At 41.5% G+C, this 24077-nt stretch carries 21 protein-coding genes and 1 riboswitch; of the genes, 8 read left to right on the top strand and 13 right to left on the bottom strand.

Translation table 11 applies throughout. The annotated features are described in order from the left end of the window. Positions 1 to 243 (bottom strand): transposase (locus DM09_RS07195; RefSeq protein WP_038247531.1); only part of this gene is annotated, 243 nt, incomplete at its 3' end. A 112-nt stretch (positions 244 to 355) separates the two neighbouring features. Between DM09_RS07195 and DM09_RS07190 the strand changes: the two genes are divergently transcribed. From DM09_RS07190 to DM09_RS11130, 3 genes are all read left to right on the top strand, one after another. Continuing rightward, positions 356 to 2269, top strand: a complete 1914-nt coding sequence (locus tag DM09_RS07190) for an AAA domain-containing protein (RefSeq protein WP_038249123.1) — start codon at positions 356 to 358, stop codon at positions 2267 to 2269. A 24-nt stretch (positions 2270 to 2293) separates the two neighbouring features. Continuing rightward, entirely contained in the window at positions 2294 to 2935 is a 642-nt protein-coding gene (locus DM09_RS07185) for a DEAD/DEAH box helicase (protein WP_081881137.1), read from the top strand. Positions 2936 to 3146: 211 nt separating this feature from the next. Further along, entirely contained in the window at positions 3147 to 4220 is a 1074-nt protein-coding gene (locus tag DM09_RS11130; protein WP_051938277.1) for an NHL domain-containing protein, read from the top strand. Here the strand turns inward: DM09_RS11130 and DM09_RS07175 are convergent. The 3 genes from DM09_RS07175 to DM09_RS11125 form a co-directional block, all read right to left on the bottom strand. Beyond that, entirely contained in the window at positions 4190 to 4774 is a 585-nt protein-coding gene (locus DM09_RS07175) for a hypothetical protein (RefSeq protein ID WP_038249121.1), read from the bottom strand. The genes DM09_RS11130 and DM09_RS07175 overlap by 31 nt on opposite strands. 170 nt (positions 4775 to 4944) lie before the next feature. Next, complete coding sequence (locus DM09_RS07170) at positions 4945 to 5691, bottom strand: metallophosphoesterase (RefSeq protein WP_038249119.1); 747 nt, start codon at positions 5689 to 5691, stop codon at positions 4945 to 4947. Positions 5692 to 5730: 39 nt separating this feature from the next. Continuing rightward, a complete protein-coding gene (locus tag DM09_RS11125) occupies positions 5731 to 7266 on the bottom strand; it encodes an AAA family ATPase (RefSeq protein ID WP_157753648.1) in 1536 nt (511 codons plus the stop codon). A 213-nt stretch (positions 7267 to 7479) separates the two neighbouring features. Here DM09_RS11125 and DM09_RS07160 point away from each other — a divergent pair, with 213 nt between their 5' ends. Next, complete coding sequence (locus DM09_RS07160) at positions 7480 to 8088, top strand: restriction endonuclease subunit S (protein ID WP_038249116.1); 609 nt, start codon at positions 7480 to 7482, stop codon at positions 8086 to 8088. Further along, positions 8085 to 9356 carry an N-6 DNA methylase gene (locus tag DM09_RS07155; RefSeq protein ID WP_051938275.1) on the top strand — a complete coding sequence of 424 codons (1272 nt, stop codon included), beginning with the start codon at positions 8085 to 8087 and terminating at the stop codon, positions 9354 to 9356. Before DM09_RS07160 ends, DM09_RS07155 begins: the two co-directional genes overlap by 4 nt. Positions 9357 to 9379: 23 nt before the next feature. On the opposite strand, the gene DM09_RS07150 is transcribed toward DM09_RS07155, so the two are convergent. Then, entirely contained in the window at positions 9380 to 10300 is a 921-nt protein-coding gene (locus DM09_RS07150) for a site-specific integrase (RefSeq protein WP_157753646.1), read from the bottom strand. Positions 10301 to 10667: 367 nt separating this feature from the next. Between DM09_RS07150 and DM09_RS07145 the strand changes: the two genes are divergently transcribed. Continuing rightward, on the top strand, positions 10668 to 11420 hold the full coding sequence (locus DM09_RS07145) for a metallophosphoesterase family protein (RefSeq protein WP_051938274.1): 753 nt from the start codon (positions 10668 to 10670) through the stop codon (positions 11418 to 11420). Between the two features lie 15 nt (positions 11421 to 11435). Here DM09_RS07145 and DM09_RS07140 read toward each other — a convergent pair whose 3' ends face one another. Continuing rightward, entirely contained in the window at positions 11436 to 12539 is a 1104-nt protein-coding gene (locus DM09_RS07140; RefSeq protein WP_157753644.1) for a site-specific integrase, read from the bottom strand. Positions 12540 to 12748: 209 nt separating this feature from the next. Then, positions 12749 to 13996 carry a hypothetical protein gene (locus DM09_RS07130; protein ID WP_038249107.1) on the bottom strand — a complete coding sequence of 416 codons (1248 nt, stop codon included), beginning with the start codon at positions 13994 to 13996 and terminating at the stop codon, positions 12749 to 12751. Positions 13997 to 14173: 177 nt separating this feature from the next. Beyond that, a riboswitch (cobalamin riboswitch) is annotated at positions 14174 to 14375 on the top strand. 135 nt (positions 14376 to 14510) lie between these two features. Here DM09_RS07130 and DM09_RS07125 point away from each other — a divergent pair. Together DM09_RS07125 and DM09_RS07120 are read left to right on the top strand one after the other, a co-directional pair. Next, positions 14511 to 16403 (top strand): TonB-dependent receptor domain-containing protein, encoded by a 1893-nt coding sequence (locus DM09_RS07125; RefSeq protein WP_038249105.1) that lies wholly within the window; start codon positions 14511 to 14513, stop codon positions 16401 to 16403. Next, positions 16403 to 17002, top strand: a complete 600-nt coding sequence (locus DM09_RS07120) for a TonB family protein (RefSeq protein WP_038249103.1) — start codon at positions 16403 to 16405, stop codon at positions 17000 to 17002. Before DM09_RS07125 ends, DM09_RS07120 begins: the two co-directional genes overlap by 1 nt. Before the next feature lie 44 nt (positions 17003 to 17046). Here DM09_RS07120 and DM09_RS07115 read toward each other — a convergent pair whose 3' ends face one another. The 6 genes from DM09_RS07115 to DM09_RS07090 are packed head-to-tail and all read right to left on the bottom strand — an operon-like array spanning position 17047 to position 24077. Then, on the bottom strand, positions 17047 to 18360 hold the full coding sequence (locus tag DM09_RS07115; RefSeq protein ID WP_038249100.1) for a sensor histidine kinase: 1314 nt from the start codon (positions 18358 to 18360) through the stop codon (positions 17047 to 17049). Positions 18361 to 18399: 39 nt separating this feature from the next. Further along, entirely contained in the window at positions 18400 to 18774 is a 375-nt protein-coding gene (crcB, locus tag DM09_RS07110) for a fluoride efflux transporter CrcB (RefSeq protein ID WP_038249098.1), read from the bottom strand. Between the two features lie 6 nt (positions 18775 to 18780). After that, positions 18781 to 20085, bottom strand: coding sequence for a replication-associated recombination protein A (locus DM09_RS07105; protein WP_038249095.1), 1305 nt, complete (start codon positions 20083 to 20085; stop codon positions 18781 to 18783). A gap of 14 nt (positions 20086 to 20099) precedes the next feature. Further along, on the bottom strand, positions 20100 to 21215 hold the full coding sequence (locus DM09_RS07100) for an OmpP1/FadL family transporter (RefSeq protein WP_038249093.1): 1116 nt from the start codon (positions 21213 to 21215) through the stop codon (positions 20100 to 20102). Further along, on the bottom strand, positions 21212 to 21859 hold the full coding sequence (locus tag DM09_RS07095) for a LolA family protein (protein WP_038249090.1): 648 nt from the start codon (positions 21857 to 21859) through the stop codon (positions 21212 to 21214). Before DM09_RS07095 ends, DM09_RS07100 begins: the two co-directional genes overlap by 4 nt. Further along, the gene (locus tag DM09_RS07090) at positions 21852 to 24077 is read right to left on the bottom strand and encodes a DNA translocase FtsK (RefSeq protein ID WP_232507780.1); all 2226 of its coding nucleotides are present in this window, start codon (positions 24075 to 24077) and stop codon (positions 21852 to 21854) included. Before DM09_RS07090 ends, DM09_RS07095 begins: the two co-directional genes overlap by 8 nt.

The raw sequence follows: 24077 nt of genomic DNA, 5'->3' as shown, positions 1-24077 counted from the left end.
AACTTCACCATGATCACCAATTAAACGCTTGCGGGAATAACCATTACGATGGTTATTTGTATCGCTACGCTCATGATGACCATAACCAAGATGTTCTTCCATCTCTGCACCAAGGGCTGTTTCAACCGTGAGTTTCGTTAATAGCTGACTAAGGCTCGATATGTCAGACTCAGTCTTCATATGCTTCGCCAACTCACTGGCTAAGGCGACCAACTTTGGGTCATATTTGTCTTTCTTCTTCATTATAAATACTCCTGTCAGCATTCTAGCTGTTTGAAATATTTACACAGTTGGATTTACAGTCTCCCGTATATGGCTTGCACCAAGCCAAAGCAATAATGAAACCTTTGCCGAGTTGGCAATCGTAGAACATTTCTTCAAACAAAACCCTTTTCATGGCATTGAAACTTGGGACCAACTCAAAACATATTGCACACAAATGTTGCATGAAATCGTGCAAGCCAAACCAGCCCAAGATGCTACACTATTTGATTGCCCTCTGCATTCTGCATACAAGCTACATCCACAAGGGCTGCTGCAGTGCGACACAGACATCAAAGGTGCAAGTGCCAATATCTTAAAGGTGTTGGATATACTTAGCGAAACAAAAGACCACCCGCCACTATATCAACGTTATTGCAATCACAAGACCCCATCACTGCAACCGTATCAAGATATTGAACATCAGGCTGGTCAAGCTCTGCAACATATCGGGCAAATGACTGGCGAGTTTCCTCTTGCACCCAAGCAACGCAATGCTTTGCATTATTTACTAACGCAAAAAGATGGAAATATGCTCGCCGTCAACGGACCTCCCGGCACAGGAAAAACCACGCTACTTCGCTCTGTTGTCGCTAATATGTGGACACAAGCAGCCTTAAAGCAACAAGAGCCGCCGCTTATTGTTGCCTCATCCAATAATAATCAGGCTGTCACCAATATACTGGACAGTTTTGCGAATGTGGATGAATCAGGTATTGATGAGGCATTGCAAGGGCGTTGGCTTCCTGAAGTGAAAAGCTATGGTTTATATTGCTGTGCGGGAAGCAAAGCTAAAAACACACCATATATGTATGCCGCACCCGATGGTGCTGGCTGCATGGCAGACTGGCAAGAGCAAAACTATACCCAAAAAGCTGAACCTTATTTTCTGGATAAAATATCCACATGGCATCAAAGCAAAGTTTCAAACATCAAAAAAGCAACTGTACTACTGCACAAGATGCTAAAACAATGTGTAGAAACCACACAGCAAGGTATTCAATATCTTGAAAACTTCAGAGTATCCTACAAAAATATTGAAACGAACTTTGGTGATATCAACAAGCTACAAGCAGACATCAAGCAACAAGAGAACATACTTCGTCAACAACAGCAGGCATACCAGCAAGCCAAACAAAAGCTTGAGCAATGTTTCCAGCAATGGAATCAACGAAGCTTAACAACACGCTTGTTTCTATGGCTGCCCTTTGTGCAAAAATCAGAACAACGCAAGAATGATTTACTCATTCAGCAGTGGGATATACACCTTGATTGCGCCAGTGATGCTAATGTTGAGACGTGGTGCAAACAAAACATTGCCAACACAAGTGCTGCATACAAGCAAACGCAAGCCACGCTACAAACCATGTACCATGCACTCAAACAACACCAAACAAACATCAACAAGCTTCAAACATGGATACAAACGCACGCATCAACAAACCAAGCCTTGCCTGAAAAAATGCAAAAAATACAAGACCTCGTCAATCTAATTTTGGATTGCCAATTACGCTTTCAAAGCTTCAAGCTTGCCTCTCATTATTGGGAAGCTCGTTGGCTCGCTGAGACAAAAACTTTTGTGCAAAACAATGATGATGATAAAAAATCACCCAAAAAAACACTGCGTAAACTTCACCGCTATGCCAAGCTAACCCCATGCTTTGTATCTACTTTCTATATGCTTCCTAATATGTTCACTCCGGGTGAATACCAAGATAGAGTTTGGAAAGACACGCCACTTTTTTCAAGTATAGACTTACTTATTGTTGATGAAGCAGGGCAAGCCTTACCTGAAGTCTCTGCTGCCAGTTTTTCTCTTGCCAAACAAGCTTTGGTCGTTGGTGATACCGACCAAATCGAACCTGTTTGGAGTGTTTCATCCAGTGTCGATAAAGCCAACCTAGAGCACTTGGGTCTTGTAACCCAAGAGCATACCTATGAAGATTTTTGGTTAGAAAGTGGACTACTTGCAAGCTCTGGAAACATTATGCGCATTGCACAGCGGTAATGTAGATTTCACCAATTCAAATCGTTGCAACGCGGGCTATATCTCACAGAACACCGCAGATGCTTTGACAGCATTATCAGTTATTGTAACGACTTGGTTTATCAAGGCATACTCGAGCCCAAGCGTGGTGAGCCCACGATCACCCCTGCATTGTGGAAAAAGCCACTTGCTATGATTGCAACATCAAGCCCTTCTCAGGCGCAAGGTGGTAGCCGCATTAACAATGGTGAAGCAGAACAGATTGCGGCATGGGTTGCCCAACATAAAGATGAAATCATTGCTTATGCAAAAGAACAAAGTGACAAATACGCTAGTGGTAGTGATGAGAGCATACTCATGGATTTCCTCGGTATTATTACTCCGTTCAGTAAACAAGCTTTTGTGATTCAGACTAAATTACACCAGCACGGCATACGTGGTTTAACTGTGGGTACAGTGCATAGTTTACAAGGCGCTGAGCGTGGTATTGTATTATTTTCAAGTGTGTATGGCACAGGTGACAAAGGAAAAAGCAAGTTTTATGATAGAGGAGCAAACATGCTCAATGTTGCAGTATCTCGTGCTAAAGATGCTTTTATTGTTTTCGGAAATCCCGATGTATTTGGTATGGATGGAGGAAAAACACCATCAAACTTACTTAGGCAGAAACTGCAGCAATGCAAATAAAAAACGTACTTATTGGATAAAATGTGTACTTTTCCAATAAATGCCAACTTTTTATGTACCCTACTCTCATTTTTAATCACAAAAAATTGTGTAAAGCCTACAATAGCGCAAAAAAGCCATGAAAACACTTTATCTTTGTGCTGATTGTCACATTCAATATAGCTACACCACAACATATTCACCCAAGTTGATATTCATGGAGGCATAAATAATGCGTTATACTTTCGGTTTGGTTGTTTTCTTTTGGATGTTCACATTACAAGCGCAAGCTGCAAGCCTTGCCAATACATGGCACACCAGCACAGGTGTGGTGCAAGCATTACATGTGGATGAGCGCAATAATCTATATTATAGCGCTGATACACCATCGCTTAACCAGTTGACCACAAATCAAAACCTTACAACTTGGGTAAGTACTTCCCAGCTTGCTATCTTCAACCAAGCTTCAGGTATTGCAACGGACAGTTTGGGTAATGTTTATTTTACTGATTCAGCAGCAAATTCCCTTTATTATATTGATGTCATCACGGGTAATATCCAGTTGGTCAGCAACCAACTCAATCAACCTGCAGGCATCGCCATCACATTGGCAGGCGATATTGTGGTCGCCAACATGGGAACCAATCAAGTGTTATTGGTCAGCCCCAATGGAAATAGTAGTATCATTGCTGGCAATGGGATTGCAGGTTACACTGGCGATTCTGGTTTAGCAGTCGATGCGCAGTTGAACTTGCCTTCAGGCATTGCTATTGATGGCTCTGCTATTTATGTGTCAGAATTAGGAAACCACACTGTGCGCAGATTTACCATCGGTGGTAGTATTCAAACTATTGTTGGCACTGGTACTGCAGGTTTCATTGGCGATAACGGTTCGGCAAGCCTTGCCAAACTTAACCAACCCACAGACATCGCGCTAGACCCTGCAGGCAACTTACTGATTGCTGACACCGCCAACCATAGGGTTCGCCGTATGAATGGCATAGACCATATTATTACAACCATTGCAGGCACAGGAAGCAGCATTGCTAACACAACAGCAATCACCGCAAGCTCTGCACTTTCAACCAACTTACCAAGCCCTACTGCCATTGCGACAGATAGTTTGGGTAATGTGTATGTAAACTCAGGACAACAAATTATTCAGCTTACAGCAGATAGCACTGCTATTGCCGCAGCAGGTAATCAAGTAAGTTGCACCAGCCCAGCCTTGCCTGATTTTTCATGGATTAGTCTTGGTTTATTTGGCTTATTGCTCTATCGATTAAAACCATGTTCTGACGCATAAATGCAGCACTTCTGCAAATGAACCATTGCCATTGCACCATACATTGCACTCACCAAAGCTATGGCTACATAGAGTGACAAAAACACTAAAACAACAGCATCCAACCAACGATATGACATCAAGAGAATGACAAAAATAAGCCATATTTGTGCAGTTGAATGCCATACCACCTGACGCTCAATTTTCATCATATCAAGCAAATCGGACATCTGCATAAATAACTTGAACCCTTCATTGCTCACTTGCTCATTCTTTGAACTTATCTTAGGCATTTGCTTATCCAAATAGAATTCTACAACATTTTGACTGCGTCTAAAGGTAAGCATTGCAAAAACAAGTAATAACAAAGACAACAACATCAATATAGCCCATGTTTCGAGCACATAACCTTGTACATACAATGAAAAGGTTAAAGCAACCATCATCAACGATGTTCCCCAATAAACACCCCTATTTTTCTTTGAAAACAAATGCACACTCGATGCCTTATATTTTTCTATATAACTTCCATGGATTAACTTATTGATCACATCCGTATCTTTATTATTTCCCATTCATCACCTACTTATTGATATATTTCAGTATTCCTTATCGCTTCCGTTCGCACCATAGCCTCCAATCCCAAGCATAATGCGCACATCACCTTCAGCTAAACCATTGGGGATAGGAAGTTGAGCTAGTATTTTTGTATAAACTTTCACTCTCGAACTCTCGTATCTATATATTATACTTTCACTACTTTGTTTGTATCAAAATACTCATTCTCCCACCCACCAAAGACACGCGGGTATCCTCTCGGGTTGCAAACAACCCGTGTTTGATTCTGCACAATGTAATCAAAGCTATCATGTGTATGACCATGTACCCAAAGCGGCACATGCGACCCCATCAAACTTTCCAAATCACTGCTAAAACATGGGTTCCACTCGCTATTTGCCCATTGCGGATGGATACTTTGCAATGAAGGGGCATGATGTGTGACCACAACTGTCTTTCCAGCAAAGGGTTCTTCCAAGACATTTTCTAACCATGCATTATTTTTTTCAAACAAACGTTGGGCAAAAGGTTTATCGAAGCATATTGGACGACCGTCATCAGCCACATCTGCTAAAATATAATCTTCATCCGAGATCAAAGCATGAGGCACATCTTCTAGGTCACTCCATAAGGTAGTTCCGACAAAGCGCACCCCATCAATGACAACTGTATCATTATCCAACACCACAACATTCGAGCCTTTAGCCTCCTCTTTCATAGACTTCATACACTCGGGCATAGTAATAATCTCACCATAATATTCATGGTTACCTGCTACATAAACAACTGGAACATCAAAGTTCTCTTTTGCCCAAAGCACACCATTGATGTCTTCTGCAATGTCGCCTGCAAGTACGACAACATCGGCACAAGTATCCACCTGATTCAGTGGAGCATGATCTAAATGTATATCTGATAATATTTGTATATTCATCAACCTTTCCTTTTCATTTTTCTAAGTTGCCGTAATCAGTCAGTTCAAGATAAAACCCATGCCTGTTAAACCTTCTGATTTAAACTCTTCCAAATCATCTAGTCCAATCTCCACCTGCTGATTAAGTGGGGTACGGGCTACAGCTCTTCCTAATGCTGCTTTCAAACGCACACCTACACCCCGAATTGAGGAATTATTTTCGGTAAGCGCCGAGATCACATGCTCCGTCAAATCCGAACTCACCTTACCCTCAACAAAGCCTTGTTGTTTAACATAAGCACGAAACATGCTTTGTATTATCTTTCTAAGCTCTTTCTGCGTTGGCATTCTTGCGCTCACCACCTGAAAACGATCAAGAATGGGGGCAGGAAGCTCCTCAGCATGGTTACTAGTCGCAACCCAGTTCATTCGACTGGTGTCCAAAGTAAGCCCAAGATACTCGTCTTCAAATACCTTTGCGTTATTGGGCTCTAATAACTCGTAGAGTACGGTTTGAAGACTGCTTCCCGTACTACTGCTTGTCGTAGCCTTTTCCACTTCGTCCAATAAAATGATTGGGTTTGACACATGACCATTGGCTAAGGTTTTGTAAACATGGCCTACCTTTCCTGAGCCAAACCCTGAACTTAAACCCTTCATATCAAAACCATTGGATGCACTTGCACATGCAACATTATAGAAATATGTACCGAGAAGGCCGCTTAACTCCATTAAGAATGCACTTTTTCCTATACCTGGAGGCCCATCAATTAAAATCGGAGTCCCAAAAGAAACCATAGGTTTGGGTCTAAGATTTTCCAATCGAAATTCACGGCGAACTAATTCCACAACATTTTCAAAATTTGGATATTTACCCAACAGCTCATTTAATATCGCATCATATTTTTTAGGCAACGGACATGTCTTCATTTTTCCTTCAGGCATTTTCTTTTGTAAACGCCTGAGTTCTGTGGCCTCCTTTGGACTGCTTTTTATTTTATGTTCTAGTGCATCAGGGTCAAACAATTGGAAGTCTAATGACTCATCATTCTTGACTATATCTGCCCCAGCAACAATTGAAGAAACATACGCATCATCATAATCAAAAAGTAAAATGCGTTGTCGCTCAACAGAGCTGTATTTTATCGCCTTAAAGTATGACTCAGCTTTTCGAACTTTCTTACTAAAATCCCATACGACCTCAGCTTGCAGTGGTATACCCAAGTATGCCACGCCGTCTTGAACACTCTCCAAAACATGATCACCAGTATGTATATATACCACAAACTTGATTTTGTGTTTTCTTACTGTATCTAAACAGTCACCATCAATAAATGTCGTCACCAAAACCTCAAAACATTTTGGTTTTCTTTGCGTTGACCTTGTATTGGAAGCCATCTGGTCTTCACATAAAACAATCGTGCGTAGATCAAACTCACCCAAAGCCGCAAACTCAACATTCCTGCACCCTTGTTTCGGAACAACGCAATGCATAAGGTTGTCCAGAGAATCACATTCGGCCATCTCATTGAGTTTTCCGCCAAGCAAATGTTTCTTTACATTACGGCCGCGCCCAACTTTAGCTTGATCACCCAATAAACACCTTAGTTTCACATGGTATATCGCTTGGTATTCTTCAACATGTGTTCGATTTCTTTTTCCTATGTTTGAGCCTGTAAATAATATTGTACCCATGACTGACACCTCTTTTTCAAACTTATTTATCATGCACTATTGGCGATAGTGTATTAACCACCTCCGCGGCAGTCAAGAATAATTGCATTATTGGCAATAGTGTGAGACAATTCGATGATGAAAACAGTGAAGTTAATAGATATTGCCACCGTTTATACGGGTGAGCCCATTCGTAACAAAATCTCCCCAAATGAACACGGGGATGTCAAAATCGTGCAAATGAAGGATATTTCAGATGATGGTGAGCTGGATTGGAACGGTGTCATTCGTATGCAGTTCACCAATCGTGAAAAGCGACAAGGTAAAACCAAATATTTACAGAATAACGATGTGCTTTTCAAAGCAAGAGGGAAACACAACTATGCCGCAGATGTTCAGCAATGCAGTGAAGACACTATTATATCACCACACCTATTCTTAATTCGTCCTCACGATACAAATAAAATTATCTCAGGTTTCTTGGCTTGGCAAATCAACCAACTCACAGCGCAACAATATTTTCACACTGAAGCAGAAGGCTCTAGGACAATAGGCATTCGTAAACCTGTACTCGAAAACTTGGAAATAAAACTGCCCCATATGGACAAACAAAAGCAAGTCCTAACAGCCTATAAGCTTTGGCTAGAACAAAAAAAGGTGTTGCAAACGATGACCGCCCAACATGAAGTGTACAAAGATGCGATTGCACGACACTTCCTCGATGACGCTAAGGACAACCTATGACTACAAGTATAAACACATCAACCAATACACAAACACTTTGCACATCCATATTGCAACAATACCCTTCTATCAATCATATATTATTACTTTGTTTATGCTGTGAACAAGACCCTGAATACTTTACCCAGTACAATGCTGAGCAGTTAGACACAGTTGCATTAAGCTTAAGAAATGATAAAGACTGGGCTAATGTATGCCAAGCCACATCATTTCAAAACTATGCAATTGAAAATAATGATCATGCTCTCCCCTCTGTGCTTCTAAATATTAAAGCCTTGAATAAATCAGATGGGTTTAGGGATGCCATTGATCACCTGCTTAGAGAAGACAGTAAGATAGACCATCAAGAAGAAATATATACCCCACCTAGTATCGCAAGTTTAATAGCAAGACTGATGCAACCACAGGCAAACGAATCAATTTATGACCCAACCTGCGGGGCGGGTAGCCTACTTACGGCTTGTGGAAAACTTGCAAAAGTCGAGGTCTTTGGGCAAGAAGCCTTACTTAAGCGATGGGTTACCAGCCAACTCACCCTTATGTTATATAGGCAAAACCCTCTTGGCATTAAACACAGTGACTGCCTACTGCAACCACTACATCAAGAAAATCAACTGCAAAAGTTTGATGTTGTCATTGGTGTCCCCCCTTTGGGAAGGTTAGTAAAAAACATGGCTATTAATGATGATTTTCAACGCTTTAAATGGGGAATGCCCCCCTCACGCTTAGACTACGCCTATATCTCACATATGGTTTCATCCATGTGCCCTGAAAATGGTCGCATGGCAGTATTAGCACAACATGGCGTATTATTTCGCTCAGCCATGGAGGCTTCCATCAGACAGAAACTCATTGAAGACAACCTGTTGGATGCCGTCATAGCTTTACCCGAAAAAATGATACCTTTTATGTCTGCACCATTGGTATTACTAATCTTTAAACAACAACGACCTGATACAAATGTGTTATGGATAGATGCCAGCAAAGATTATATCGCAGATAAATATCAAAACAAACTGGGCAAAAAACATATCAATCGTATCTGTGAATTATATATAAATCGCCAAACAGTTTCTCAACAAGCTACCCTTGTTAGTTTTGAAGAAATAAAACACAACCAGTTCAAACTCAATATACCATTATATATTCAACCCGAACAAAAAGTAGCCCCCAGCGACTTACAATCACTACAACAAGAGCGAAAGCAACTCATACAACAGTGGCAAAGCTTGCAAGAGCAACTTGATGATATACTTCAATCACAATGAACCTTAAACATTCCATCAATAAGTCATGACAAACCGATAGAGGGGCTTGTATTTTTAAGCTCCATCTTTTGGGTTTTCGTTTCAAAATGCTGAGCAACCTTGGCAACTTCTAACCTTTGCTCATGGGGAATGCTCGGCAAACCCACTGAACCATCTCCAGAAGACCTTCGTCCATAACTTTCAAATGCACGCCAATCGCTAGCATGACCAACCAAATATGCAATCTCCATGGGCGAATAGCGTTGACTTGCCTTTAAATCTGCGATGAACTGGTGTCTTGCAGATAAGAGCGTAATATAACGTTTTCTCCGGGGAAAAAGCTTCTTGTTAGCTTGACTCAACCAAGCAGTCAAAGATTTCCTTAACTTATCAAATTCATGGGTTCTGGTCTGGATATATGTTAAAAAATCTTGAATCATATCTATATCTTTTTGCTCTAGGTGTGACATATCCAAATAGCGAGCTGCCCACACTTTCTCTGTACATTGATTCAACTTTTTATTTTCAATAATTAAATAGTGACCTTCAAACTTGGCATAATTCCACTCGTGAGGTCTCATGCCAGTAAGTAATGAAACATATAACGCACTAACCGTAAGCTTCCCGATAGCTCCTGTTTTTTTACTTTTTTGTTTAACAAAATAAACAATCTTCAAAAAATCCGCGTCAGGTAAACTTTTGGCACGCGTGGATGACGTTTTTCTTTTCCTGCCTTGCCGTTTCCCCGCTTGAGAGGCTTTTAACATCTGATACGCTTGGTCGGATATATAATCTTTCACCGAACTCCGATATGCCGCCCAAGTTGATGGCACAACACCAGGAGCCACATGCTCATTCATGAACTCTACAAAACCTATGTCATCAAAGTCGTTTATTGTTATTCCATACGCTCTCAAATATCTGAGAACCAATTGTTCAGCTCGAATTTCTTTAATTTTCCCCACAAGTAAACCTGCCAGTCGTTTCTTTTATATTATAACAGGTTAGCAAATCATGTCACCTATTAAATAGAAACAATTTCTTGTCGAATAACCTTTAGTCAATTCAATGAAAAAATGAACTTTATGTACCACTCATCATTGACGCTACAGCAAAACTTGTTCAACATTCACACTTTGAAATTCAACCGCCAAAGGAGAATAGCCGCATGCAAACAAGCCAAATCATAAACTGCGCTATTTCCTCACTTATTGGTTTCTTAATACCCTGATCCCTTCACTGTAAAAAAGAAACACGTTTTTTGCAGGCAAATGCCTGTTCTTATAATATATATACCAGCTATCTTTTTCATAGGAAAACAGGAGATATCACTTGACCCACTTTACTTTTGTGGGAGACCCGCACGGGCTCATCGAACATATTTTAACAGACATTCAACAGAAACCAGCCTCAGCAACCATTTTGCTAGGAGACATTTGTATTGAGCAACCCATTGACCAAGTCTTTGATGAGGTGAAACATCTAACTGCACTGTATTGGATTCATGGTAACCATGATACCGATAACGATGTATGGTTTAACAACCTTTTTAAATCGCCATGGGCATCTAGGAATCTTCATGCCCGTACTTTAAAAAACCATCAAACAACCATTGCTGGACTTGGCGGAGTCTTCCGCGCCAAGGTTTGGAACCCTTCACAAGAAAAACGTTATGCTTCAAAAGAGGCTTGGGAAAAAGAACATCAGCACAAACGTTTTGCACAAAGCTTCCCCTCAGCAAAACGCAAACATCATTCAACCATTTGGCCAGAAGATTATGAGCACTTATCTCAACTTAGCGCAGATATTTTAGTGCTACATGAAGCACCAAGTAGCCATCGCCATGGTCAACAAGCCCTAGACGACCTAGCCGAAAAACTTGGTGTACGGTTGATTATCCATGGGCATCACCACTATGAATATACTGACACACTAGCCAATGGCATTGCAGTGGTTGGACTTGCACTGGGCCAAATTGCCCATTTGAATATCGACTTGTTCACAGCAGCCAGCAACAATAACGATATTTTGAATGCTTTCACATTTGGCACAACGGTGCGCGAAAACTTAGCCTATAATGATTAAACTCAGCCATAAATCTCAACCAAGTTTATGATGTAAATTCGTTGGTCTTAAATGCGTATATCGAAGTAAACATTGGTATGTTTTATGGCCAGTCATACTCATAACCTCTTCAGTTGATAATGATTTCTCAAACAATCGGCTGGTCGCTTCATGCCTTAAATCATGAAAGTGTAAATTTACAATTGGAGCGTGTTCTCCACTCATAGACTTACAACGCCGACATACCCGCCTAAATGCTTTTCCAATGCCTTCACTTGTCATGTTTAAAATGAAATCTTCTTTGTTTTTATCTTTCATCAAATCCGCAAGTACCATTTTTGCTTTCGTTGATAAATATACATAACGCGATGTGTTATTTTTTGTATCAGGCAGAAATACCGTGCCAGCATTCAAGTTCACATCACCTTTCTTTATCCCTGCAATTTCACCACGCCGCATTGCCGTTTCAATAGCCAACACAATCACTAGTGGTATATCTCCACCATATTCCTCAGCAGCTCTAAGCAGCCTTACTTCTTCATCATCTTCAAGCCGCCTTTCTCTTGCGGTATGACTCACCCTTGGCTTTTTGATACCCATACAGGGGTTTACCAAGTAATCCATCCCCCACTCTTGTTTGGCCACAGTAAACAGATGACTGATAAGCGCTAATGCTAGCCTAACACTATTCGCACCAACCTCTTCGGCTCTTCCATCACGAAACTTAGCTATGTCCGAAGACTTCACATGTGAGAGTGGTAATTTGACCAGGCTAAACCTTTTAATTTGTTTAACGCATGACCGTTCCTTTTTTTGATTCAGAACCCCACCCTTCTTTGTCGGTGACACTGTTTCTACATAATAGTCCAGTGCTGCTGAAAGTGTCATGTTATCAGCAAGGTGACGATCAATATAAATTCCCGCGTCTATCTCTTGTTCTATTTTTCGTGCCCATGTTTGGGCGTAACCACGGGTAGTAAATACCTTAGATTTATAAATATGTTTACGGTGGACAATTACTCCCCACTTATCCTTATGTTTGGAAATACTTGCCATATATTCCTCTTTCCGTGCAACTGACATGCAACCAGAGCTCTCGAACGATCTGTTTAATGCTCTTCTTATGAACGTAATAATCACGCCTTATTCTTGCCTTCGTTTCCACTGTAATCACTCCTCTTTTTTCCTCCAGAAAATGAATTTCCTGAAGCCTATATAGAGGGGTCACAATGGACGCTGTTTTTACCCTCAAAGGGGTCATTTTTGCACGCTGATTAACAATCAGCTTATCTCCTTGGGGAATATAAGCAGATACACAAACTAATTTACAGTCACTTACAGTTTCCTTTTTAACATGCAGATTTCGATATTTTTTTCAAAATTTCTTTATTTTCACCAAATCTACAAATTGCATCGCAATTATTTCTCAACTCTGAAAACAATATGTAATATATTTCAATTGCACTATTTTTAATAGATGGTCGTTGTAACTGGAAAAGCACTTCTTTTTCCCTATTATCTGGAATAATGAGGTATAAAGTTGGTGGATTGTCTTTGAAAGAGAAGTGAAGGTCAGTAAGCCTTAATATTCCTGAATAAATAGATGTACTTTTTTCTACTTCAAATGCGCAAGCAACTTTATTTGTACCTTTTTCAAACCACACAGCATCAATGAGTGTAATGGTTTTATATGTATCCCTATCTACTTCTAATGCAGGGAATTTATCAAGACTAATAAATGATAGGCTCTCTCCATTGTGGCATTTAGAACGGTCATTTGATGCAGCAATAACATCATAACCTATTGAACCACCTATAGTCATTATGTGATACTGCATTTCTGTGTGGAGGTCTTCCTCATCCATTGCACTTGTTACTTCGTTGTGTCTTTTCTTAAGTTTCTTTTCGATTTTCAGGCGTTCTTCTTCTGATATATGGTCGTCACTTATTAATAATTTCTTTTCCCCCACATCGAACAAAAGACCCGCGAATGCACCTAAATCATTCGATAGTTCAGATTTCAGTTCATTATTCTTCTCAAGAATAACCTCTCTCATTCTCAAGTATTCAGTCCATGAACCAAGCTTTACTTTATCTTTAAATAATGCATTAAATCCATTTACGATAGCAGTATTACATGGTGGTATTATTGTAGGGTGTAAGAAATAAAGGATACTTGCAACCGCTGGTCCAAGCCCTTTTATCTTCTTTTTATCTAATAGAATGATTTCTTTGAGGATTTGTTCCTCTTTTGTTGCATTTATACATTTCTCTAAAAACTGACCAAAAGCAAGTTTATTTTCTTCATTTTCGTATATATCAGGAATTCGCAATTTTGGTTTCCAGTAAAATGGGTGTGATGCACCTTTGAAAACCTGTTTTTGTTCCGTAATACAATTCAGTACAAACTCTAAAGATGAGCCTTTAAAGTCATTGCCAAAGTTCCCCGTTTTAATGTCTTGTATGACTTCAAAAACACCTCTTCGAATCGAACGAAATGCTTTTAATCTCTCATCATTATTTACAAACCAACTGTTATAAACAGTTTCCTGATCTTCTTTGTAATTTTTTATTATGGCTTTCAAATCTTGACTCATGATTTACACTCGTTAGTTAATTTTCACATTATTGGGTAAGACTTTATACTTGTTCATTCATTCTTGTATTACCTTCTTAAGTATTTGTGATTTCCTTTAATCTTTTGATGTGGGCAGCGTGGTTGAATTATTAGGGGGTGTCAAATGCTATGGGTAGACATATTTATAACAGGCAGTATCGTTCGCCGCGTTATAGGTGCTCGGCGGGTTTTGATACCCAAAGAGTGAAACGGGAAGTTAGTGAGAATCTAACGCAGCCCCCGCTACTGTAAGTCTGACGAAGTTGTTTAAAACGCCACTGGTTTCAATAAAACTGGGAAGGCAGAAACAACCAAGGATGAAGGCAAGCCAGGAGACCGGCCTAAAACACGAAATCTATAGATTTCAAAACGGATTAAGTCTCGGTGGGAGGCAGGTCGGTGGTCTTCTGTTTTGCATCTTTCAAACGGCTTTCTATCACCTCAACTCTCCAACTGGTCTTAACCGCAAACATGAACATGCGCGGCGGGCGCAAATGGAGAAAACATTGAACCCCTTCAACATAAAAACATTAAAACAAACAGCACTTATCGGTGTCTTAGCATCACAAGTGATGTCTGTATCTGCACATGCAGATGGCTTATCACCCTTGGTGGTGACAGCTGGACGTATTGCTGAAAACCCAGCCAATGTAAGTGCTGATACTACAGTCATTTCAAGAGAAGACATTGAAGCATCACAAGCAAACACAGTCGCTGATATTTTACGCACACAAGCGGGCATTGATGTGGCTTCCAATGGTGGTTTGGGTAAAAGCACTTCCGTATTCCTTCGCGGTGGCAATAGCGGTCATACATTGGTCTTGATTGATGGTGTACGCGTTGGTTCTGTTACACTTGGTAGCTTTGATTGGGCAAATATTTCAACAGCTGATATTGAGCGTATTGAAATTGTGCGCGGCGCACAGTCTTCACTTTATGGTGCGGATGCCATGGCAGGTGTGATTCAAATTTTCACCCGTTCGGGCAAAAAAGGTCTGCAAACACAAGTGTTTGCAGAAGCAGGAACATATGGCACCAAATCAGGTGGCGTATCTGTGCAAGGTGGTACGGATAACGGTGTAACTTACGCATTATCAGCGGACACTTTAAGCACAGATGGTTTTTCAGTGGCGGCTGTGGGTACAGAAGCTGATCCTTACAAACGCACCACATTATCAGGGCGTGTTGGTTTTCAAGCTGGTGATGCTGATATTGCACTAAGTGTGCGCAATGTGACAGGCACAACCGATTTGGATGGTTTTGTATTTAATTCTAACACCTTCGCTTTTGACCTTGGTGACATATTAAATTACACCCAAAAAACCAAACAAAATGTAAGCAGCGTTAAAGTTGTATATCCATTTTCAGATACTTTTGAGAGCACATTGCAAGTATCGCGTTCTACCGATGATGTGGTCGGCACCGACCCTGCACCAGGCTCTTTTAACAACTCTGATTTTAAAACTACAATTGACCAACTGACTTGGCAAAATCATCTCGACCTCAACACAACATCGGTATTGTTTGGTTTAGATGTTCACAAAGACAATGGTAAAAGCACCAGCGCTGGTTTTGATGAAACAATGACACAACAAGCGCTATTTGCATCCTTTGCCAACAACTTTGATCGTATTGATATCAATGCATCTGTTCGTTATGATAAAAACTCTGTGAGCAGCAACCAAAGCACCTATAAACTTGGCAGTGTGTTTCATGCCAATGAAACGTTTAGTGTGAGCGCCAACTACGGCACGGGTTTTAAAGCACCATCCATCAATGATTTGTATTATCCTGCATCTGCATTTTCTGCGGGTAATGCAAACCTTAAACCTGAAACCAGCAAAGGTTGGGATATTGGTTTGAACTATAAGGTTCAAGCTGATGTATTAAGTTATAATATTGGCGTGGTTTATTTCAACACACGCTATAAAGATTTGATTGTGTGGGCACCCGATGCCAACTTCTTTTATAGCCCAAGTAATGTTGGTGAAGCTACAACCAAAGGCACAGAGTTAAGCGCAAGCGTTCGTCATACACTTGGTTTTATTCGCGCCAACTGGACAACTTTGGATGCAACTGATGATACGACTGGTCTATGGTTAGCACGCAGAGCGCAAGATTCAGGTAGTATCACGCTGGGCACTGATGTTTCAGGGCTTCATGCAGAAGTACAATACCAAGTTGTTGGTAAACGTTTCTCTGATGGTGCAAACACCCAAACTCTTGATGCGTATAACAAAACAGATTTACGTATGAGTTATACTGTGAATAACATTTGGAAAGTGAACTTTAGGGCTGAAAACTTACAAGACCGTGTCTATGAAGAAGTATCAGGTTATGCGGTTGCAGGAAGAACAACCTATCTTGGTGTTAACGCGAACCTCTAATGTATAAACAAGGCTATGTTTCACTTGGGTTGGCACTATGTGTCGCCTTGGGTGTGCATAGCCTTATTTTTTTATATATTCATCCACACACCAAACAAAACGAAACTTCAAAAGCCTCACCCATACAAGTCATTATTTTGCCACAACAAGCGCAAAACACAGCGCAGGAAGCAACACAACACAAGAAAGAAAAAATCACACCTGTATTTGCTACACCTCAAGAAAGTAGAAACATACACCACACATCTATCGCAAAAAAAGCTACTAACATAGCTCCGAAGCAACAAGAAAAAAGAGAAAATAACCCACAACACAAGAGCACCAATACAGTACAAGTCATACCTGTGCCCCATCGTGTACAACAGGTCATTTTAAGCCATATTCAGTATCCCAAACAAGCTAGGCGACGAGGTTTACAAGGCAAAGCTGAGTTTAAGCTCGATATTAACAAGCAAAGCATCAAACAAGTGACCATGCTTGCCTCCACAGGTTATGCCACGCTAGACCGCGCTGCAAGAAAGGGCTTAACAAACTTAAATGCTCTACCCTTAAATGATGGGAGTTATTCATTAGCTGTGGTATTCCGAATACAACAATAACTATCACAAACGTTATGAGTGTTAACTCCACCGACAGAAGCAGGTCATTTGGAACTTGAAACCGCCGATTTCAAACTCGACGCAGTACCTGAATCCATAGGCAACCAAATATGAAACAAACTCCCCTTGCCCACATCACTCTCAAAACTCACTTGCCCACCATGGCGTTGTACAATACTTTGTACCACGGCAAGCCCCAAACCTCGCCCAGCAAGTTTTGAAGTTGAAAACGGTTTGAAAATTTTATCCTGCATATCTTCTGGAACACCCCAACCATCATCAGCAATGGTTATCAATACATATTGCCCTGGTTGCAAGGTATTGTCCCTACCTCGCTCAATAGATTCTTGTTGAAACGAAATTGCAATATGACCATGGTTTACCCGCCCACGCTGTTTCCAACGCTCAGCAATGGCATCTTTTGCATTCTCTATAGTTTGCGCCAAAGCTTGTGCGATTTGCACTTCATCACCAAAACATTGCATAAAAAACTCGGGTTGTTTGAGTTTAATTTCAATCTCACGAGGTAAACTTTTTCCATATTGTTTAACCACAGCCATACATATATCATACAAATGAATACGCTGCTTTTGCTCATGGCCTGGCTGTGCATACAGCGCCAAACGGTTACCATGTTCACTAACTTTCATCGCCAACTCAATAATTTCTTCTAATTCATTGGCATCTTCTTTACGATTTAAGCGAAACTGAAGGCATTCGAGCCGACCAACAATAGCCAACATTTCATTATTCATCACATGTGCCATACCGCCAGCTAAGGTTTTCGCCATAGCCTTTCGCTCGCGCTCGGTTTCTTCTTCCAACGTCCACTCATGTTGCTCTCTCGAATTCCGATAGGCAAAAAATGCAATCATACTTAACCATAAGCAGCTTAACACAACATTAGCCGAAAAGTATAAAGGGTATGCAGGCACTTCACGCAAACTATCCATGAGCATATAGATAAACACACTCACATTCACGATAATAACCCAATACATGCCTTGTTTCTTTTCAAACAAAGCAAAAGCTGCAACAATCAGTGTACCCAACCACATTGCCGCATTGGTTTCTTCTCGCATATTTAACAGTAAACCCAGTAGCCCTACTCCCATAATCACATGCATCACATATTTCACATTGCGGGAATCACGAACAACAACCAATGCAATGCTATAAGCAACAACCATTATCGCCTCGACTATCGCTTGCGCTTTTTTCCCTTCCATGGCGTGATAAATGCAAAAACCAACCACAATCACAATCGAAATGCCAAGTAATTTTCGTACATAGGATGCTAATGTAAGTTCAAACTGAGATGCTAATCGTCCTTCCTGCATATTCCCTCCCAACGTCATGCTGAAAACCTAAAATGTATCAAAGCCGAATGTTTCTATTTATGCCTTTGCCAACAACATACCCAACCATGCCATGGTAATACAAAGAACGACTGAACCTACCGTATGCACAAGGCTTTCACCAATTGAACCTAGCTCTATCAAACGTACAGTTTCAACTGAAAATGTAGAAAAGGTCGTGAATGAACCTAAGAAACCAACCGTTAACAATAAACGTAACAAGTCACTCAAATGAGTTTTATCCAAAAACCAAATCACCAAAAATCCAAGTACAAAACTACCTGCGGCATTCACCAACAAGGTTGCCCATGGATAAGCTGTGCCAAACCAGCGTTGCATAAGTAAGACCACCCACCAGCGGCATACCGCACCCATGGATGCACCCAGAGCAATAGCAGCAACTTGTTTTAACATATAACCTTACCCCTTCCGTTTTTCATCGCGCCTAGCTTGCAACCAAGCCTTGCGCTCTGCTAGCGTTTTTTCGAAACCACGCGCCACAGGTTCAAACAAACATACCTCATCCATCGTATCAGGGAAATGTTTTTGACTCACCACCGCATCAGATTCATAATGTGCATACTGATAACCCTCGCCATGTCCAATCTTTTTCATCAGTTTGGTTGGTGCATTTTTGAGGTGTGTAGGTACATCTAAATGTTGGGTTTCTTTGGCCAATCTTCGGGCTGCTTTTTCAGCCATATAAGCAGCATTACTTTTGGGAGCCAATGCCAAATAAATGGTCACTTCAAACAAACCCTGCTCCCCTTCTGGTGAACCCACTATTTCATACATGCGTTGCGCATCCAAAGCTAAAGTTAAAGCTTTGGGGTCCGCCAAACCAATATCTTCTGTTGCCATGCGAATCAAACGCCGCGCTAAATACAGTGGCTCTTCACCACCTTCAAGCATACGCGCCAACCAATACACAGCAGCATCTGCATCCGAGCTACGAATCGACTTATGCAATGCAGAAATCAAGTCATAATGACTATCCCCATCACGGTCATATTTGGCTTGTTTACGCTGCCACTGTTTTTCAACATCAGCCAACATCCAGTGTTTATCTTTACCCGCATCATAAATCGCTTCCAAAGCATTTAAGGCATAACGCGCATCACCATCTGCCGCTTGTGCTAACCATAACAAGGCATCTTCATCCATGACAAATTTAGGCGACGTATCTTGCAACGCAGTCATCCCGTGGCTTAAAATTCTTGCCACCGCTTCGCAGCTTAGTGCCTTAAGCACAATCACGCGACAACGTGATAATAAGGCGTTATTTAAGGTAAATGATGGGTTTTCAGTGGTTGCACCAACCAATATTAGCGTTCCATCTTCAAGATATGGCAGCAAAACATCTTGCTGCGCTTTATTAAAACGATGAATCTCATCTAAGAATAAAAGGTAAGTTCGCCCTGTTTGTTTGGCTTGCGCCACCACAGCTTGTACTTCCTTTTTTCCCGCAGATACTGCCGAAAGTTGGGCAAATGGCATATTGGCATGCTCTGCCATAATGCGTGCCAGCGTTGTTTTCCCCACGCCCGGCGGCCCCCAAAAAATACAGGAAATAGCTCTACCTTCAGCAACACTTTGCGCAAACCAACCCGAAGGTTCTGTGCAAGCCAATTGTCCTTGCACTTCTTGTAATGAACTTGGGCGAAGTCTATGCGCAAGCGGCACTTGAACATCTGAAAGTTGCAACCCCGGTAAACCCATGTTCATGTAAAAAAATAGCCTTAGAACTTCTTACTTAAAGTGAACATCCATGTCAGCAATGAATCTTTATAACTATCTGCATTCACACCAGTCACCGTAGTTTTTGGATAAATCGCATAACTTGCCGATACATCCAAATGCATGCCAGACGTCTTTCCACCAAAACCTGCTGTAAACTTATGCCCTGTTAAATCTGCAATGGCTGGCTGATAAGCAGCCAAGTCATTGGCACCTTGAAGGTAGCTGTAACCAAACCGAAGTTGGGTACGCTCTCGCCAAAACCACGTTAAACCCAAAGACGTATCCGTGGTGTCTTTAAGGTTAGTCGGCAAGGATTGTAATATTATACCATTATTTTCTACTGTTAAATCTTGTAAAGACGACCATGTGCTACGTTTCACAGCAAGCTCAATCCGTATTTCATCATCTAGCAAATCATGCGCCACAGCTATACTCAGCTCATCAGGCAAAGTCATGGCAAAAGTATCACCCACACCATTACTTACCGATACATCTGTACCTTGGCGATAAGTCACCCCCAACATCCAAAAAGGCATAAACTGCCAACGTGTTGCAATATGCCCACCCACATTACTCCAACCCGAAGCTGCAAATGAAGATGCATTACTCGCCAAACTTATGCCCGTATCATAAATATCCAAGCCTGCAGCTATGCCAAGTGTATTATTAACCCTGTAAAAGGTGTCCAAACTATACCGTTGAAATTGTATATCTGTGCGACCAATAGCCTGTGTAAACTGATTATTCCAGTTCGTTTGTGCGATATATGGTGTTGCAATGGAACCAGACACACCCCAACTTCCACCTTCAGGCAACCACGATATCGCAAACGCGCCCAAATCACGCATATTACCATCACCAGAACCCGCTGCCCCACCACTGATGCCACGGCTATTGGATTGACTTCCCACCAAAGCTTGCACACCTTCCTGCCATGCCAATCCAGCAGGGTTATAAAGCGCTGCTGAAATATCATCTGCACCCGCCACTATAGCATTGGCAGCACCTGCACCTACTGCTGTTAAATCATCATGTGCCAATGCTGCTGCCGATACACTTTGCATATTCATCAATACACAGGCACAAACACCCAACACTTTTAAACCTAATTTCATTCTATTGCCCCAATCACATCCACACCCTCAGGTGCTGTGAACTCAAATATCTCTGCCGCAGGTGGTATTTGCTTCATATGTTGTAAGTGAAGTCGGTTACGATTAGATAACATATCCCTACTCTCAATCCATATCAATTGCTGCGCTTTCACACCCAACCATACTTCAACCTGCTGTTCTTTTCTTCCAATACGCACATGCCAACTCGATAACCCATCATCAAAACTTTCATGCTGCAATACTTGTACATCATCTAAACTAACTCGACCATCCAGAAGTTGCATCACAATAGGGTCGACATCACCCAAATCTTGTAGCTTTTGTGCTTGCAACAAGTCTGGCTCATACAACCAAATACCATCACCATTACTCACATAAAGTTGCTCATAAGGTTTCACATAATGCCAACGAAACTTACCGGGGCGCAACACAGCCAACTGCCCCAGATAAACACGTTTTCCACCCTCAGCATACGTCAGAACCTGCTCGAAATCTGCTGAAAAACCTTGTAATACGGACAATTTTTCCAGCGCAACACCCAAGGCTGAACCTTTATCTAATGCGTTACTTTGTGTTGAGGCTTGCACCAAACAGGCTTGCAGCATGAATAACGCAACAAAAAAAACACGTAAAAAATTAAACATCAAAACCTGCTTCATCCGTGGATCGCGATAAAACCTTACGCACACCGCCTGCACCAGGAGGAGTTACCAAACCATCGCGTTCCATTTGCTCCACAATGCGGCTTGCACGATTATAACCAATACGCAAATAGCGCTGCACCATGGATACCGAACATTTACCTTTTTCTGCGACCAAATCTGCAGCTTCATTGTATTTGCTATCTTTTTCATCATCTGGGTCGCCTTGCTCTGTTTCTTCGCCATCCGCAGACACTGCAAATACTTCCATACGATACTCTGGCTCACCTTGTTCTTTCAAATGTGCCACCAAATTTATCACTTCATCATCATCGATAAACGCACCGTGTACACGGTTTATTTCTCGGCCTAAATTTGAAAACAAGGCATCACCATGACCAAGCAATTGCTCTGCACCCATTTGGTCAAGAATAGTGCGCGAATCAATTTTTGAAGACACCTGAAATGCCAAGCGACTGGGTAAATTCGCCTTAATCAAACCTGTAATCACATCCACACTGGGGCGTTGGGTAGCCAAAATAAGATGCAAACCTGCTGCCCTTGCTTTTTGTGCCAATCGACAAATCGATTGCTCCACTTCTTTGCCTGCCACCATCATCAAATCTGCCAACTCATCAATAAGAATCACAATATATGGCATGTGTTCAGATAAGTCGCCTGTTTCACCTGCATCACGCAAGGTTTTCGCAGCTTTGTTATAACTGCTGATATTCCGCACCCTTGCCTCAGACATCAAGCGATACCTACGCTCCATCTCATACACAGCCCATGCCAATGCTTTAGCTGCCTTACTCGGGTTGGTCACCACAGGTACGAGCAAGTGTGGAATATCATCATACATCGATAATTCCAACATTTTTGGATCCACCATAATCAAACGCAAGTCATCGGGTGTATATTTCATCAGCATAGAGCAAATCATGGTATTCACCGACACCGATTTACCCGAGCCTGTGGTACCAGCCACCAATAAATGCGGCATTTTTGCCAAATCAGCCACCACAGGTTGCCCTGCAATATCCACACCCAATGCCATGGGTATAATATGTTTTTTATCGGCAAAAGCCTTGCTCGCCAACACATCACGCATAAACACCATTTCACGCTCTTCATTGGGAAGCTCAATACCAATCGCATTTTTGCCAGGGATATTACCGGCTACACGTACACTATTGGCAGACATCGAACGCGCCAAATCATCTTGCAATGCAATCACTTTGGATACCTTGGTGCCTGCTGCCAATTCAAATTCAAACTGCACCACCACAGGCCCTGGCTGCACAGCCACAACCTGCCCTTCGACGCGGTAATCCAGCAACTTTTTCTCTAACATGCGTGACATAGCTTGCAAGACTTCAGCACTGTATGTTTTCACTGATTTTGGATGATCTTTGAAAAGCTTTAAAGGTGGTAAAACGAATTGACCTTCAGGTTTACCCAACGCCAATTCGGGCTGATGTTCTTCAATTTTTACGCGCGCTGCAATCTCTACGACTTCAGGGCGTACAATTTCAGGCTCAGATTGGGCAATATGCACAGGTCGTTTTTTCTTTTCCTCTTCACGTGCTTGCCTGCCTTCTTCGCGCTCTTGCCTTTGTTTCACTTTGATGGCGACTTTATCTTTTCTTCTTTGTACAAAATGAACCGTTCTAGCCAATAACCACATACAAGCTTGTATCGTTTTCTGCAATAATGTTAACAATGAGATATGCGATGCAGCAACAAAACTACTCAACAACATGGCAATCAATACCACATCACGACCAAGGGCTGAAAGTATAGGGGTTAAACTTTGCACAAACAAATAACCCAATGCTCCACCTGCGCCTGCAGGATAAAGGTCTTCTTCAATATAAGCCGATAACAATGAAGACACTGCCAATAACAAAGGCAACCAAAATAAGGATGTCCATGAACCCAAAACTGGGGTTTTATGGGTTGCAATACGAAACGCCAACACTACCCCAAGCGCGATAAGCAACCAAGCACTATAACCCAAAAGTTGAATCAATATATCACTAACATAAGCACCTGCCATACCTAACATATTTACAGGAAATTTATCGGTTGCATGATTAAGCGAGGGGTCGGATGGCTGATAGCTAAACAAAGCCAAAGCCAACATCACCACCACAGCCAACCATAAAAAAGCCAATGATTCACGCCAAATATTTTTGGGGTTTAGCACATCCAAATTCAA

Origin of the sequence: Ghiorsea bivora (genome assembly GCF_000744415.1) — a bacterium.
Taxonomy (GTDB): Bacteria; Pseudomonadota; Zetaproteobacteria; order Mariprofundales; family Mariprofundaceae; genus Ghiorsea; species Ghiorsea bivora.
This window is presented reverse-complemented; position numbering and strand designations above follow the sequence as displayed.